General features: G+C 31.3%; 14 protein-coding genes. 6 read left to right on the top strand and 8 right to left on the bottom strand.

What is annotated here, in order from left to right:
• Positions 1–591 precede the first annotated feature (591 nt).
• From hemY to hemE, 3 genes are read right to left on the bottom strand one after another with little or no spacing between them, the layout of a single operon-like run.
• The gene (hemY, locus tag LQ677_RS13170; RefSeq protein ID WP_196308143.1) at positions 592–1,986 is read right to left on the bottom strand and encodes a protoporphyrinogen oxidase; all 1,395 of its coding nucleotides are present in this window, start codon (positions 1,984–1,986) and stop codon (positions 592–594) included.
• A 32-nt stretch (positions 1,987–2,018) separates the two neighbouring features.
• Complete coding sequence (gene hemH / locus LQ677_RS13165) at positions 2,019–2,939, bottom strand: ferrochelatase (RefSeq protein ID WP_025904824.1); 921 nt, start codon at positions 2,937–2,939, stop codon at positions 2,019–2,021.
• A 40-nt stretch (positions 2,940–2,979) separates the two neighbouring features.
• On the bottom strand, positions 2,980–4,032 hold the full coding sequence (gene hemE, locus LQ677_RS13160) for a uroporphyrinogen decarboxylase (RefSeq protein ID WP_239749009.1): 1,053 nt from the start codon (positions 4,030–4,032) through the stop codon (positions 2,980–2,982).
• A 166-nt stretch (positions 4,033–4,198) separates the two neighbouring features.
• Between hemE and LQ677_RS13155 the strand changes: the two genes are divergently transcribed.
• A complete protein-coding gene (locus LQ677_RS13155) occupies positions 4,199–4,726 on the top strand; it encodes an antibiotic biosynthesis monooxygenase family protein (protein ID WP_025904822.1) in 528 nt (175 codons plus the stop codon).
• A 59-nt stretch (positions 4,727–4,785) separates the two neighbouring features.
• Here the strand turns inward: LQ677_RS13155 and ecsB are convergent, their stop codons facing one another.
• Positions 4,786–6,006, bottom strand: a complete 1,221-nt coding sequence (ecsB, locus tag LQ677_RS13150) for an ABC transporter permease EcsB (protein ID WP_196308144.1) — start codon at positions 6,004–6,006, stop codon at positions 4,786–4,788.
• Positions 5,999–6,736 (bottom strand): ABC transporter ATP-binding protein, encoded by a 738-nt coding sequence (locus tag LQ677_RS13145; protein ID WP_037589715.1) that lies wholly within the window; start codon positions 6,734–6,736, stop codon positions 5,999–6,001. Before LQ677_RS13145 ends, ecsB begins: the two co-directional genes overlap by 8 nt.
• 128 nt (positions 6,737–6,864) lie before the next feature.
• Between LQ677_RS13145 and LQ677_RS13140 the strand changes: the two genes are divergently transcribed.
• The 5 genes from LQ677_RS13140 to LQ677_RS13120 all read left to right on the top strand — a co-directional run bounded on the left by LQ677_RS13140 (position 6,865) and on the right by LQ677_RS13120 (position 10,016).
• Entirely contained in the window at positions 6,865–7,287 is a 423-nt protein-coding gene (locus tag LQ677_RS13140) for an HIT family protein (protein WP_037589716.1), read from the top strand.
• A gap of 64 nt (positions 7,288–7,351) precedes the next feature.
• Entirely contained in the window at positions 7,352–7,729 is a 378-nt protein-coding gene (locus LQ677_RS13135) for a YtxH domain-containing protein (protein WP_126477945.1), read from the top strand.
• A 96-nt stretch (positions 7,730–7,825) separates the two neighbouring features.
• Entirely contained in the window at positions 7,826–8,371 is a 546-nt protein-coding gene (locus LQ677_RS13130; RefSeq protein WP_025904817.1) for an HTH-type transcriptional regulator Hpr, read from the top strand.
• An 83-nt stretch (positions 8,372–8,454) separates the two neighbouring features.
• Entirely contained in the window at positions 8,455–8,973 is a 519-nt protein-coding gene (locus tag LQ677_RS13125) for a DUF3267 domain-containing protein (protein WP_224658869.1), read from the top strand.
• 71 nt (positions 8,974–9,044) lie between these two features.
• Positions 9,045–10,016, top strand: a complete 972-nt coding sequence (locus tag LQ677_RS13120; protein ID WP_037589717.1) for a peptidylprolyl isomerase — start codon at positions 9,045–9,047, stop codon at positions 10,014–10,016.
• Positions 10,017–10,066: 50 nt separating this feature from the next.
• On the opposite strand, the gene yhaM is transcribed toward LQ677_RS13120, so the two are convergent.
• The 3 genes from yhaM to LQ677_RS13105 are packed head-to-tail and all read right to left on the bottom strand — an operon-like array spanning position 10,067 to position 15,127.
• Positions 10,067–11,008 (bottom strand): 3'-5' exoribonuclease YhaM, encoded by a 942-nt coding sequence (yhaM, locus tag LQ677_RS13115; protein WP_025904814.1) that lies wholly within the window; start codon positions 11,006–11,008, stop codon positions 10,067–10,069.
• Positions 11,005–13,938: an ATP-binding protein gene (locus tag LQ677_RS13110; RefSeq protein ID WP_196308146.1), complete on the bottom strand. Its 2,934-nt coding sequence runs from the start codon at positions 13,936–13,938 to the stop codon at positions 11,005–11,007. Before LQ677_RS13110 ends, yhaM begins: the two co-directional genes overlap by 4 nt.
• Before the next feature lie 4 nt (positions 13,939–13,942).
• On the bottom strand, positions 13,943–15,127 hold the full coding sequence (locus LQ677_RS13105) for a metallophosphoesterase family protein (RefSeq protein WP_025904812.1): 1,185 nt from the start codon (positions 15,125–15,127) through the stop codon (positions 13,943–13,945).
• Between the last annotated feature and the right edge of the window lie 321 nt (positions 15,128–15,448).

Here is a 15,448-nt window from a genome sequence, read left to right as displayed (position 1 = left end):
CAGTCTTGATAAATACACTCCTCTTATTTATCTTGTTTCGCCAGTCTTGATAAATACACTCCTCTTATTTATCTTGTTTCGCCAGTCTTGATAAATACAGTCCTCTTATTTACCTTGTTTGGCCTGTCTTGCAATATTCAGCCTCTCAACATTGCTTGTCATCCTCCACTTGCAATATTCAGTCCTCCAACATTGCTTGTCATCCTCCACTAGCAACATTCAGCCTCTCAACATTGCTTGTCACCCTCCACTTGCAATATTCAGCCTCCCAACATTGCTTGTCATCCTCCACTTGCAACATTCAGCTTCTCAACATTGCTTGTCACCCTCCACTTGCAATATTCAGCCTCTCAACATTGCTTGTCACACCCCTCTAGCAACATTCAGCCTCCCAATATTGCTTGTCACGCTCCACTTGCAATATTCAGTCCTCCAACATTGCTTGTCATCCTCCACTTGCAATATTCACCTTACCCCTCCAACAAAAAAACAGAAATTCTAATGTTAAATTAGAATTTCTGTCCCGCTTCCACACTTTTCCATACGCTTCCACACACTTCCGCGCACTATCTACTTACTACTATCTACAATCTACTTCAAATACTCTATCATCTTGTCACTTGCGTTCTTAGCCATTTGTACGCAGTCTGGTAATCCGACTGCATCAAATGAAGCGCCTGTTATGATAAGGTTATGATAATTTTGATCGATATGTTCTTGTATATCTCGAATACGATCGATATGACCGACTTCATATTGAGGCATGCTGTGTGGTAATTTCGTTACGATAAAGAATTCTGGTTCTCCTTTGATCGTCATGATTTTATTCAAATCGTTTAGTGCGACTTGTTTCAATTGTTCTTCATCTTTATGATGAATAATATTTGAGCCTGGTTTACCTACATACGCTCTTAATAAGACTTTTCCTTCTGGTGTTGTATGTGGCCATTTTTTGTTTGTCCAAGTACATGCTGTGATGGCTGTATCACTTGTTCTTGCAATTACAAATCCAGTTCCATCTTTATCGTTAACGACTTGGTCTTTATCAAATGCCATAACGACTGTTGCAACACTTGTTGAAGGCATATAGTTAAAGTAATCCAATTTAAGGTCATCTTCAAACCATTTAACGAAATGTTGATGTGGTATTGTAACGATTACACCATCATATTCATGCTCTTCATTATTTATCGTCAAAATTGTTTTGTTATCTTTTTCTACTAAATTTTGAACTGGAGCGTTTAAATGTATTTGAACGCCTTTATCTTCAAGACTATCACGTAAAGTTTGAATGAATGATTCAAGACCATGTCTAAATTGTTTAAATTGACCTTTTGGTTTGACTGTTACTTTTTTATCCGCATTATTTTTAGCTTTTTGAGCTATCATACCTTTTATTAAGCCGCCCTCTTTTTCTTCTTGTTCTTTAAAATGAGGAAATGTTGTTTTTAAGCTTAATTTATCGATATTTGCACCATAAATACCTGCCATTAAAGGTTCGATTAAGTTTTCTAATACTTCATCACCTAGTCTTTGTCTAAAGAAATGACCGATTGATATATCTGTATGCATCGGTTTAACAGGTAAGAAATAATCTAATCCTGCTCTTAATTTAGCTGCTGGCGAAATCAATTGTGTCTTAAGAAATGGTTTAATTTCTGTCGGTATACCCATTATCGAACCGCCTGGTATTGGATATAACTTATTATGGCTGTAAATATATGATTGCCCTGTTTTATTTGTTACTAAATCATCAGCAATCCCAATTTCTTCAGCTAATTCTGTCATAATTGTCTTTCTACCTAAGTAAGATTCTGGCCCTAGTTCAATTGTATAACCATCTTTACAATAAGTTTTGATTTTGCCGCCTACTCTGTCTGATTGTTCATATACATCAATTTCTGCATCTGGATAATCTCTTCTTAAATAATGGGCAGCAGATAACCCAGTTATCCCTGCCCCTATTATTGCAATTCGTTTTGACATACTTAACACTTCTTTCTTATTCGAATATCGAATTAGAATTTTTTCTTAATTGCTGATACCATTGCTTCTATAAATTTAGGATCAATATTTGGCATTGGTGGTCTGTGATATTTCACGCCTAATTCATCACAAACAACTTTACATTCATAGTCGTTATCATATAATACTTCTAAATGTTCACATACAAATCCTACTGGTGTATATATAAAGTGTTTATAGCCATGTTCATTATATAAGTCTCTCGTTAAATCTTGAACATCTGGTCCTAACCAAGGTTCTCCAGTTTGACCTTCTGATTGCCAACCTACTGATACATGTTTAATGTTAGATTCTTCACTTAAAATTTTAGCAGTTTCTTCTAATTGATCAGGATATGGGTCGTTTGCTTTTTTAATTTTTTCAGGCAAACTATGCGCAGAAACGATTAATACTGTTTCATCATGACTTTCTTCTGGAATCGTTTGTAATGTTTCGTCAATCATGTTTGTCCAGTATGAAATAAATGCTGGTTCATTGTAAAATTGCTCAACGTGATGCATTGAAATGCCGTATTTATCTGCTTCTTCTTGAGCACGTTTATTATAACTTCCCACTGAGAAATTAGAATAATGAGGTGCTAATACAATCGTAACCGCTTCTTCAATACCATCATTATGCATTTGTTCTACTGCATCTTCAATAAATGGATGAATATGTTTTAAACCAATGTACAATTTAAATTCAACATCTTCATAAGCTTCATTTAATGCGCCAAGTAAACTTTCTGCTTGTTTCTCTGTTGTACCTGCTAATGGTGAAATACCACCAATCGCTTTATAACGTCCTTTTAAGTCTTCAATTTGTTCATCAGATGGCTTACGACCATGTCTAATGTGTGTATAATAAGGTACAATGTCACTTTCTTTGTAAGGTGTACCATATGCCATAACTAAAAGTCCCACTTTTTTATTCATCTTCTATACTCCCTTTAATAAAATTAAGCTGTTTAATAACCTATCTTTGTTGTGATTTATATTTTGCTGAATAATCATGCACAAACTGAGCAACTCTTCTTAATGTATCAGGTTGCACTTCTGGAAAGACACCATGTCCAAGATTAAAGATATAATTATGGTCTACTAATCCTTGATCCAATATTTGAACGAGTCTTTGTTCAATAACTTCCCATGGTGCTGGTAAAATAGCTGGATCTAAGTTTCCTTGTAACGTCTTAGTAATACCTTTTTCCCTTGCTTCTTTGATTTGTAAGCGCCAATCTAGCCCGATTACATCAACCGGTAATTGATTCCATTCTTCTATTAAATGGCTAGCTCCAACACCAAATGTTGTAACAGGTACGTTTTTTTCTTTAATTGCTGCAAAAATTTTATTCATAGATGGTCTAATGAAATAATGATAATCTTCAGCATTTAACGCACCTACCCATGAATCGAATACTTGAATCATCTTACATCCAGCATCAATTTGAGCATGTGTATAGCGAATTGCCATATCAGCTAATGTATCCATTAATTTAAACCAAGCTTCTGGCTGTTTATACATAAACGCTTTAGTCTTATTATAATTTTTAGATGGTCCACCTTCAATCATATAGCTCGCTAGCGTGAACGGTGCGCCAGTAAATCCTATTAATGGTACGTTTAGCTGTTCTTCAGTTAAAAGTTTAATCGTATCTAAGACATATTTCACGTCTTCCTCAGGATTTATTTGACCTAATCGATTAATATCAGAAATGTCTTTAATAGGGTTATGTATAACAGGACCTATTCCAGATTTAATTTCTACATCTACACCAATTCCAGTTAAAGGTGTCATAATATCTTTATATAAAATTGCAGCATCAGTATTATATTGGTCTACTGGTAATTTTGTAACATATGCACAAAGTTCTGGTTGATGTGTAATTTCAAATAATGAATACTTTTCTTTAATTTTTCTATATTCAGGCTGTGATCTACCTGCTTGCCTCATAAACCAAACTGGTGTATGAGTTGTTTTTTCTCCCTTTGCTGCTTTTAAAATTGTATCGTTAAACGGTACACTCATTTATTTCACCTCATTATAATCATTACAATCTATTTTAACATATTCTATTATAAAGACATCTATGTGTACAAAAATTCATAAATTATACAAAAGATTTCATGAATTGGTTGATTTTAGCGCTTACATGTTTATAATCTAATTAAAGAGATATAGGAGGTATATCATTATGAAATGTTATATAACAACAGGTACGTATCATTTTCTGCATAGTATAATGAAGAAACATCCAGATGAAGATATTCATCATTATACGAGACAAGATACGACAGTACTTATTCATGAAACAAATGGTGATACAGTATTTGCACAACCAAGAGAATATCGAATATTAGAATCAAAAGGTGTTTTTATCAATCATGAATTTATAGCAGCAAGCTACATTCCTGTATCTGATGAAATGCAACATCGATTCGAAAATCATTATGTAGATATCGACAGTCAATTTGATAATTTCGAAGGGTTCGAATCATTTAGATTACTTAAACCTCGAAAAGGCGATACTTATATGATATTAGTAGGTTTCGATTCAAATGAATTATATGAAGATTTCACAAAATCATCTTTCTATGCGGAATATTTCTCAAGAGAGGCTACTCGTAAATTCTCTGGTGCTGAACAATATTCAACAGCAAATTATACAAAGTATTGGTATAGACCTGAAGAAGATGAAGAAACAGAAAACGAAGAAGCATAATTATAAAATAAAAAAGAAGAAATGATTCTCACTGAGTCATTTCTTCTTTTTTATTGTTATTAATCTCTAAGTAGCTCTTGATGTTTTTTAATTTTCTTAATGGAAGAATCTATTGTTAACCAACCAACAATGAAGAATAATATAACGAAATAAATCGCTGTAACAAATTTCAAGATATATATGATTGACAAAATAATACCTAAGACAATCATGATATTAATTAAAAATTGATGATAGCCTTTAACAACTTGTCCTTCACTAACCGGCCATACTTGTGGCCACAATCCGTATGCCTGTTGTTTATAAAATTGAGATAATTGTAATATCAACAAGTACATGATTAAAGCACCTAATATGGCTGATATAACTGGCTGATCAATCCACCAAATTAATACAAGTCCGATAATCAATAATCTTAATACGATAAAGAATGCATCTTTCCCTCTTGCAAAACTTCTTACAAATAAGAATTTATACATATAATTTTGATTAAATTTCTTAGGACTCGGAACTTTTAAGAAGACATCTAAATATCTTCTGCGAACTGTTCGTTCATTTAATACTTTTACATCTGTAAACATATTAACGAATTTATAATAATTCATCTTATGATTATGTTCGATGGCGATTAATGTTTCCCACTGATAAAAAGTACCTCTATTGATATTTTCTAATAAAATAATTAAAGCAATCAATACGACAATAGATAATAGACCTGATAAAGCCCCTACTTTTAAAGTTGTGTAATATCCACTCGCATATACGATAAAGAGTAATACATTGATTCCCCATATTTCTAAACCATATTTTAACCAGAACCATTTCATCATCAGTCCTAGAATTGGAAAGATGAAACTCAAAATCATTACCGTGATATATAAATAAAATTTACCACCCATTAATTGATAGAATAATGGTAAGCCGATCACTAATATTACGACTGGTAAATATAGTCGATTAAAATAACTATATGTTAGAGCTTTACTAATATAGAGTGTTAAGTGTTTCTCAAATGGTAATAAATATAATTTATCCGCTTCTCTAAAGAAAGTCCTCATCGGAAATATCGAACAAATAGATAATATAACCGAAAAGATTAAACGATAGTTAATATTTTGTGGAATGTCCTTTAACCAATTACTATATCCTAACGCAAATGCGCCAATCATAATGGTTATAAATATTAAGAAATGACCATTAAAGATGAATTTATTGTAATTCATTTTCTCTAATACTTCTTCTCTTTGTCTAACCTTATATAAAGTATTTACATCATTCATACGCTTCACCTTGTGTTAAATGTATATAAATATCATCTAGTGTTGCATTAGTAAGTCCAGTTTTTTCTCTCAGTTCTTCTAAATTGCCCATCGCTACTAAACGACCTTGATGTAATATAATAAATCGGTCGCAATACCTTTCAGCAGTTGCAAGTATATGTGTAGACATTAATACTGAAGAACCTTGATTACGTCTTTCTACTATTAAATCTAACATTGTTTGTATACCTAATGGATCTAACCCTAAGAATGGTTCGTCTATGATATATTGCGTCGGTTCAACTAAGAATGCACAAACAATCATAACTTTTTGTTTCATACCTTTTGAAAAATGTATCGGAAAGACTTTTAATTCATTTTCAAGTCTTAGTCTTTTCAATAACGGCATTGCTTTTTCAAGTGCTGTATCTTTATCAATACCATATGCCATTGCAGTCATGTAAATATGTTCTTCTAAAGTTAATTCATCATATAAAACTGGACTTTCTGGTATATATGTAAGATTTCTTCTATAAGATTCTATATCTGCTTTAATATCTATATTATTAATGGACATCTCACCTTGTTGTGGTGTTAATAAGCCAAGTATATGTTTAATTGTTGTACTTTTCCCTGCACCATTTAATCCAATAAGTCCTACGACTTCACTTGGTTTACATTCAAATGAGATATCATGGATAACAGCTTTTTTACCGTATCCACCTGTTAAATTATTCACTTTAATTGTCACGTGAACACACCTCCAAAATATATTGTAGCATGTTCTCAATGTTACATTCATTAAATATTATCTTTATCAGTGAGATGATATTACGAGCATGATATAATAAGACTAATATTTACATAGGAGATGATAGTATGTCAGAAACAATATTCAGCAAAATTATCGACGGTGAAATCCCATCATTCAAAGTTTACGAAAATGATTATGTATATGCATTCTTAGATATTTCTCAAGTAAGTAAAGGACACACATTACTTATTCCAAAGAAAGCTTCACCAAATATTTATGAAACAGACCCAGAAACAATGAAACATATAGCTGAAGCTTTACCAATCGTTGCGAATGCCATCAAGAAAGCATTCAATCCTGATGGTTTAAATATTATTCAAAATAATGGTGAGTATGCTTCACAATCTGTATTCCATATCCACTTCCACTTAATCCCTAGATATAAAGAAGATATTGATGGCTTCGGTTATATTTGGAATACAAATGAAGAACAATTAGATGATGAGAAAAAAGCAGAAATCGCACAAACAATTCAACAGCATTTTTAATACACTGCATGTTTATAAAAATTCAGGGTATATATTTAAGTAAGAGAAATCAAGGAGGATAATTATGAAATTTTCAAGACTCGCAATTGGCGTTGGTGTAGGATTTGTTACAGGTTTTACAACAGCCATTTTAAATACAGACCGTTCTGGCGATGCTTTAAAGACTGATTTAAAATCAACTGCTGACGGATCTAAAATTCAATTAAGTGAAATTAAAGACAATGCTATTGAAATAAAAGATTATGTATTAAAGACGAAAGACGAAAGCCAAATCGCCATTCAATCATTAAGTGAAGAAATTAAAACGATGATTAATGAATTTAAAGCTGATATTAACCCTAATATTGAACAAATACAGAAAAATATTGAAAATATTAGCAATCGCGGCAATGAAATTCAAAAAGAAATTCAAAATACTAAGCTTCCATTTCTAAAAAAATAGAAAACGTGTTAAAATTATTATATTATTAAAGTGTTATAACTAAGCATGATACATTAGTATCATGCTTTTATTATACAATCAAAGGGGGATTTAACTATGTCGAATGAATTGGACATGATTGAAAAAATGCTATTTACTCATAAGGTTTCACAGTTATCTAAAGCTTTATGGAAGACAATCGAGAAAGATTGGCAGCAATGGATTAAGCCTTTCGACTTAAATATTAATGAACATCATATTTTAATTATTATTAGAAGCTTAAATGAAGCTACAATATCTGAAGTGAGTAAATATGGAGTTATGCATGTATCTACTGTTTTCAATTTCGCTAAAAATCTAGAAAAACGTGGCTATTTAACAATGCCTAAAAGTCAACACGATAAGCGTACGACTTATTTAGAATTAACGGATAAAGGTCTTGCAGTGTTAAGAAAGACATATTTAAACTATTCAAATGATACGAACAGATTATATGAAATTGCTGCAGATTATGAGAAAGTCATGTACAATATGCCAGAATTTACAGATGTGAAATATATCGTTGGTCAAATCTATGGTAGCGACTTTATTCATCACATTGAACAAAACCATGAGCAATTAAGAAAATATCTACTTGACGAACAGTCTGAGGATGATGCATAATATCAAGATAAATCATATCTTAGAAGGTGACATTAATCATGTTTTTGTGTTCTAAATCAATTAATATACAGTCTCGTTATGGATTGCAGAGAATTGTATTAATTAGTGCTTTAGTTTCATTCTTAACATTTATCGTCACTTACGAAATATTCAATTATATACAAACAGAACCTTTAAAGGACGATAAGTTTATACTATTCTTATTCGTCCTTTGCTTAATTTATCCAATTCATAAATTGTTGCATTTGATTGTATTAATGTATTATCGTAAGTCATTTAAAATGAACAAAACGACTAAAGCTAAACGTGCTTTACCTTTATATAATATTAGAGTAGATCAACCAGTTAATAAGATTGTATTTTGTTTTGCACTTATTTGCCCGCTCGTTACGATAACTACCCTATCCATTGCACTCGTAAATATAATTCCACAATATGGGCATTACATTCTATTTATAATGTCTATCAATATTGGCATATCGATTATCGATTTACTTTATTTGAAGATTATTTTATTTACAAAAAAAGGTACTTATATTGAAGAAAGAAAAAATGGTATCGAATTGTTAACAAAACGTTCACTGGATGCCGAACATTTATAGGTTATTTTTTGTAATTAAAATAGCAAATATGCTATATTTATCATTGTATTCTTACAAAAGGAGTTCTATTTATGAAATCAATTAAAAAAATAGTGTTACCTGTAACACTTTCAGCATCAGTATTAACTTTAGGCGCTTGTGGTAATGGTTCAGATAATTCTGGAGAAACTTTAGTAGAAACTAAAGCCGGAAACGTAACTTCACAAGACGTACTAGACAAAATGGGTAGTAACGAAGTCGCACAAAATGCATTTCAAATTGTACTTAACAAAGTCTTAAAAGATAAATACGAAGACAAAGTTGATACGAAGAAATTAGACGAACAAGTTGATAAACAAATCGAGCAATACGGTGGTAAGAAGAAATTTGAAGAAGCACTTCAACAAGAAAAACCAGGTGCAACTATAAAAGACTTTAAAGAATCTCAAAAAACTTCTAAATATCAAGAAGAATTTATCAACGATGCCGTAAAAGTTTCTGACAAAGAAATCGATGAAAATACTAAAAAGGCTTCACATATCTTAATCAAAGTTAAATCAGATGATTCTGATGAAGGTTTAAGTGATAAAGCAGCTAAGAAAAAAGCTGAAAAATTACTAGCTCAAATTAAGAAAAACCCAGACGACTTTGAAAAAATCGCTAAGAAAGAATCTCAAGATGAAGGTACTAAATCTAAAGGCGGCGCTCTAGGATTTGTATTGAAAGGTCAAATGGATGAATCATTTGAAAAAGCATTATTCAAACTTAAAAAAGATGACGAAATTTCAGATGTTGTTAAATCTCAATATGGTTACCATATTATAAAAGCAGATAAAGGCGAACCATCTAAGAAAGAAAAAGCTAGCCTTAAAGAACAATATCGTCAACTAAAAATCCAAAAAGAACCTAAGATCATCATCAATGCTTACAAAAAATTATTAGACGAATACAAAGTTGACTACAAAGATAAAGATATTAAAAAAGCAATCGAAGATAATATCTTAAACGAAAAAGCATTACAACAACAACAAATGCAAGCAGCACAACAATCATCAGCAAGCTAAAATTAAAAAGCTATGAAGAAACGTTAAACGTTACTTCATAGCTTTTTTGATTAATCTAAAGTTTCAGGTTTATAAAATTGTCTATTTTCTAAAGCAAAGATGCGCTCTGTAAATTGACCTTTATCTACTTTTTTAAGATGTTTTTCAAACATCATCATTCTTGCATCAATATTATCAATAAAATGAAGAATTTCTGCTTCTTTAACCATAGGTAATTTTGGTGAACCATATTCTAATTTACCGTGGTGACTTAAAACTAAATGTCTCAATAAGAGGACTTCTTCCCCTTCTATATTGTGCTCTTTTGCAACTTGTGCAATTTCATCACTAACGATTGAAATATGACCTAATAAGTTCCCTTCAACTGTGTATGATGTTGCGACAGGTCCTGATAACTCTTTTACTTTACCTAAGTCATGTAAGATAATACCACTATATAATAAGCTTCTATTTAATATTGGATAAATATCACACAATGCCTTCGCTTGTCTTAACATTGTTACAACATGATAGCTTAAGCCAGAAACAAAATTATGATGATGTGAACTAGCTGCTGGGAATGTAAAATACTCTTTTTGATATTTTTTAAGTAATATACGTGTAATTCTTTGTAATTTAGCATTTTCAATATCTAGTATATACGTCATAATTTCTTCTGACATATCATCTATTGATAATGGCGCCGCTTCTAGGAAGTTTTCCAATTTCACATTATCTTCATCTACAGCCACTCTAAATTGATTTACTTTCATTTGTTTTCTTCCCCGATAATCAATAACGTCACCTTTCACACGAATAATCGTTTCAGGTACGAGTAGTTGAATATCTTCATTTGTTACCGTCCATACTTTTGCTTCTATATCACCACTTTTATCTTTAAGATAAAGTGTCATATATGGTTTACCTTGAGCTGTAACACCTTGAGTTGCTCGATGAATCAAAAAGTAATGATCTACTGAGTCTCCTGGTTTCAATGTCTCTATAGTTCTCATTTGCTCTTAGCTCCTTCTATTTTTGTCAGCGTAATAGTTTGTTTCTGAGGTACATTTTGATCTTTATTACAAGTGAAATAAAGTATTTGAATATCATCTTTCATACTCATTAAATATTTAATCATAATTTCTTTACGATGTTTATCAAAATGCACAAATGCATCATCAACGATAATTGGGAATGGATAATATTTTTGTAATGATTTAATTAAACTAAATCTTAACGCGATATATAATAATTCTTTCGTTGATTGACTTAATTCAGTAGGATGGAATATTTGTCCATTTTCATGTCTCACTTGAACATTTTGTTCTTCATAAATAACTTGATTATATCTACCTTCTGTTAATGTTTTTAAGATATCTGTAGCATCTTTTACAACATAAGGTAGTCGCTTATCTTTAATTTGTTTAATATGTGCCTCGACTAAGTTTTGTAAATAACTCAATGCAGCCCAATCATTTGCAGTTTCATTCACTTTATCTTTAAGCAAATGGTATTCATGTCTTAAAGCTGAAAGTGTTTCATCCGTTTCCATATGATTGATTTGAGCATTTAAATCACTTAATTCAGCTTGAACATTTAAATATCGATCATTATATTCATCAACTTGACCTTCTAACTGAGTACGTTCATTTTCTAGGTCTGTTTTTGTCATATAACTTAGTTGTGTATTTTTATCGTAATCGTAATTTTGATTGTTCAATAAATCTGTTAAATAATTAAATCGTTTTAAATCCTCATGATAAGACACATAAGCTTTATGATGACGATAATACGCTTCTTCATTATCTACACTAATAAAGTCGAATAATGATTGAATCACATTGTTATTTTCTTCTAAACGCGCGTTTAAAGCATTTATTTCATTGGTTAATAATGCTTGTTGGTCGTTATTGCGTGATTGAATATTAAATTCTTTTTGATGTTCATCTAAAGCTTGTTTGACATCATGAAATAGTGAAATCTCTTGATAATGTAGTCCAGCATGACTCACAATGCTATCCGCTTCTCTATAAAATGCTTCTAAAGCTGCTTGTTTCTCATCTCTTATTTTAGTAATGCGTGTAATTTCTAATCTATTTTGTTTAATTTTTCTAATTGTCGACAATGCATCATTTAATAATTGTGATGATATTTGATTAGATACATGTAAACTTACTTTAGTTTCTTTAAGTGCTCTTTCTTTAGTCTCAATAATTTCTTCTACTTGCTCAAGTTCTTTATTCAATTCACTTTGCTTAGTAGATAAGATCTCTTGAGACTGATAATAACTTTCTAATTCTTGTCTAATTTTCGTTTGTTCATCAAGATTAAAGTCTAAATCATAAAATTGCTTTAAGTGTTGAACTTTTTCTTCTAATTCATCTATTTCTTTAGAAAATGCTTGATCATGATTTAACTCTTTAGATTTAATCATAAAGGCTAATCCAACTAATACGACACCTACAACAGCAAATATAGCACTAAATACAATTTGCGATGCAATAAACGCATAAATGGCAATTGCAATTAATAATATGCCACCAATGCCAGAAGCAAGTCTATATTGCTTACTTCTCTTTTCGCTTTCTTCTTTTTGCTTATTAAAGCTTTCTTCCATTTTTTTGTATAGTGATTTCTTTTCGCCGAGCTCTAGCGCTTTTTGATTATATACTTTCTTTTGTTCATAGTTTTCATCGGATACGAGATCATTATGCAATTTATCAACATTATTAGTATAACGCTCTTGTTCAATTGATAATTGGTTGAGCGAACGTTTAATTTGTTCTCGTTCTGCAACGTTTTCTTCTCTTATGCGATTAACTTCAGCTATATGTGTCTTCATCGCGTCAGACGTATCAACATCTAAAAATTCTTCATTCCAGCCGATATCTTGTCTAAGTAATTCATTATCACGTTCAGCATTATCGATTTGCTGGTTTAATTGTTTTAATTCTTGATGTTTCTCTTTAATATCTGATTCTCTTTGTCTAATACTATTGAGCGCTTTTTCATCTCGTTCAGACATAACTTTAACATTTTCTAAAGTATGTACGACTTGTCCAAGCTTTTCATTTCTTAACGTTAAATCACGTTTTATACTTTCATTTGAACGTACAGCTGATTCATAGCGCTCTATCCCTTGTTCAGGGAATTCATATGGTTCTATATTTAAATTACTTTCTAACTTCTTCCATTCAACCACTTCGTTATGTAGTGAAATTTCTTTTTCTTTACTTGTTAACCTATCAGTAAGTTTGCCGAGATTCTCTTTTAATTGATTTAATCTACGAGATGTTTTATCGCGTTCATCTTGAAGTCTTTCATATTCTGAAAGTTTCTTTTCTTCGTTTTTAATCTTAATTTCTAAATCATTCAACTGTTCTAATTGAACATTTAGAACTGGATTTTTACCATTCTTCTTATATAATGCATCTTTCTCAACTTGCATTAAATCGCTCATACCTGTGAACTCAGTTGAACCGAGTGCACCTGCTTGAAGTAAATACATTTGAAGTTGGTCTTCAGTTAAGTTCTTATGGATATCTTGTAATCCTAATACATTAAAAGAGAAAATACCTTGATAAGTTCGTTTATTAATGAAATTTAACTTTTGTTTCAGCCATTCTTCATCTTTAACTTTACCATTAGACAGATATACTTTAACGTCACCTGTTACGCGACCTTTAACTCTTTCTACTTCAACAATTTGACCATCGAAGTCTAACACTAACTTACCGCCGTATTGGTTCCCTAGTCTTGGTTCCAATCTTGGTTCATTTTCTTTTTTAGTTGGAAAGCCAAATAATATAGAATGAATAAACGCTTGTATCGTTGATTTCCCTGCTTCATTCTCACCATATATTTGCATAAAACTTTGATCAAATTTTATTTTTCTAGACATGAGTTGGCCATAGCCATAAATTTCTAAATATTTAATTTTCATCGCTTTAACCTCTCATTCTTCTTTTTAAAATTGCTTCCCCACGTTCAATAAGTGCTTGTTTATCAACATCACTAAATGGTTCTAAAAATCGATTTGCTTTTGGATTCATATACAAATCACTGAGTGCTTCTTCAAGAATGTTCTCATCTTGTAAAATATCATCATTGAACTCATTCGCTAAAGCTACTTCAGAATCTTGATCAAAGAATACATTCAACTGTTCAACGAAGATAAAGTTCGTTTGATTCTCTTCATACTCTTGTATCAATTGAATAACTTGGTTAATTTCATCTTGCTTTAAAATTTCATCATGCTTAACATAAACATCTAATTGATAAAAAGCCTTACCTTCAGTTCTCACACTATCTTTGAATTTTTGTATCGCTTCGTATAATGCATGTTTACCTTTAGCTTGTGTTTCAATGACCGCTTTTTCAAACCTAATATATTGAGTTGGTTTGAATGATGCTTGTAATTTTGACTCATCACCTTCAACGAGTAAATAACCCTTTTCACCTTTTTCTTTAAAATGACGGGCTTGTATATTGCCAGGATAATGGACTTGAGATAATTCACTAATCATTGCTCTTTCGTGAATATGCCCCAATGCCCAGTAATGATATAATTTGCTATTTAAATCTTCAATATTGAATTCAGTATATCTTTGCTTCACTCCTGAAGCTTGTGAATATGTACCATGTAATACACCAATATGTATCCCTTTATTACCTGTAGATTCAGGATATTCATCAATTTTATTCTCATAACTTTGATCTTTTTGATAACTAAAACCATGTAAATAAACAACTTGGCCATTTTTCGTAATGAGTTGATATGTAGAAACTTTATCAGAGAAGACTGTTACATTCTCTGGCCAAACTGTGTGGACACCGACTGATAAAGGATCGTGGTTACCATGTATAATATAAACAAAAATTTGTTCATCTTGTAGTCTAAGAAATTGCTCTCTTAAAAACACTTCCGCACGCAAAGTTCTATTATTTTGATCAAATAAATCCCCTGCAATGACGATGAAGTCAACTTGCTCTTTAATTGCGTCATCAACAATTTTTCTAAAACTATTATATGCACTTTGTTTTACATCGCTTAAAATAGAAGGGCTTAAATAATGTCTAGACTTAAATGGACTATCAAGGTGTAAATCCGCACAATGTATAAATTTAATCATATACCTAACCTCTTTCAATATTAGCTCATTTCTTAATTATTATATTCAAGCTCAACCAATAGAATAATCAGATTTATAAAGATTTTTAATGCTTTAATTTTACCATATTCCGCGCGTATACGATACATCGCACATATAAGATTAAACAACAAAAAAGCGACATATGAATTGTTAATACAGGAGATTATAATGGATACGTTATGAACACTTTCTGCCAAACTTGTTTGTAACGGGGTTCTTAATTACAAAACTCGGCCGAAATGTTACTATAGACCGCCATAGTTACAAAACTCAGCCGAAGTGTTACTATAGACTGCCTTA

Source organism: Mammaliicoccus sp. Q-M61, from assembly GCF_022386055.1.
Taxonomy (GTDB): domain Bacteria; phylum Bacillota; class Bacilli; order Staphylococcales; family Staphylococcaceae; genus Mammaliicoccus; species Mammaliicoccus sciuri_A.
The sequence above is the reverse complement of the archived record's forward strand: the minus strand, read 5'-3'. Positions and strand labels throughout refer to the sequence as shown.

What these genes read in the sequence shown, in the direction of transcription:
- yhaM (WP_025904814.1), bottom strand. Translation starts at nt 11,008, where the DNA reads ATGAGAACTATAGAGACATTGAAACCAGGAGACTCAGTAGATCATTAC.
- LQ677_RS13110 (WP_196308146.1), bottom strand. Translation starts at nt 13,938, where the DNA reads ATGAAAATTAAATATTTAGAAATTTATGGCTATGGCCAACTCATGTCT.
- hemY (WP_196308143.1), bottom strand. Translation starts at nt 1,986, where the DNA reads ATGTCAAAACGAATTGCAATAATAGGGGCAGGGATAACTGGGTTATCT.
- ecsB (WP_196308144.1), bottom strand. Translation starts at nt 6,006, where the DNA reads ATGAATGATGTAAATACTTTATATAAGGTTAGACAAAGAGAAGAAGTA.
- hemH (WP_025904824.1), bottom strand. Translation starts at nt 2,939, where the DNA reads ATGAATAAAAAAGTGGGACTTTTAGTTATGGCATATGGTACACCTTAC.
- LQ677_RS13120 (WP_037589717.1), top strand. Translation starts at nt 9,045, where the DNA reads ATGAAATCAATTAAAAAAATAGTGTTACCTGTAACACTTTCAGCATCA.
- LQ677_RS13135 (WP_126477945.1), top strand. Translation starts at nt 7,352, where the DNA reads ATGAAATTTTCAAGACTCGCAATTGGCGTTGGTGTAGGATTTGTTACA.
- LQ677_RS13140 (WP_037589716.1), top strand. Translation starts at nt 6,865, where the DNA reads ATGTCAGAAACAATATTCAGCAAAATTATCGACGGTGAAATCCCATCA.
- LQ677_RS13105 (WP_025904812.1), bottom strand. Translation starts at nt 15,127, where the DNA reads ATGATTAAATTTATACATTGTGCGGATTTACACCTTGATAGTCCATTT.
- hemE (WP_239749009.1), bottom strand. Translation starts at nt 4,032, where the DNA reads ATGAGTGTACCGTTTAACGATACAATTTTAAAAGCAGCAAAGGGAGAA.
- LQ677_RS13130 (WP_025904817.1), top strand. Translation starts at nt 7,826, where the DNA reads ATGTCGAATGAATTGGACATGATTGAAAAAATGCTATTTACTCATAAG.
- LQ677_RS13155 (WP_025904822.1), top strand. Translation starts at nt 4,199, where the DNA reads ATGAAATGTTATATAACAACAGGTACGTATCATTTTCTGCATAGTATA.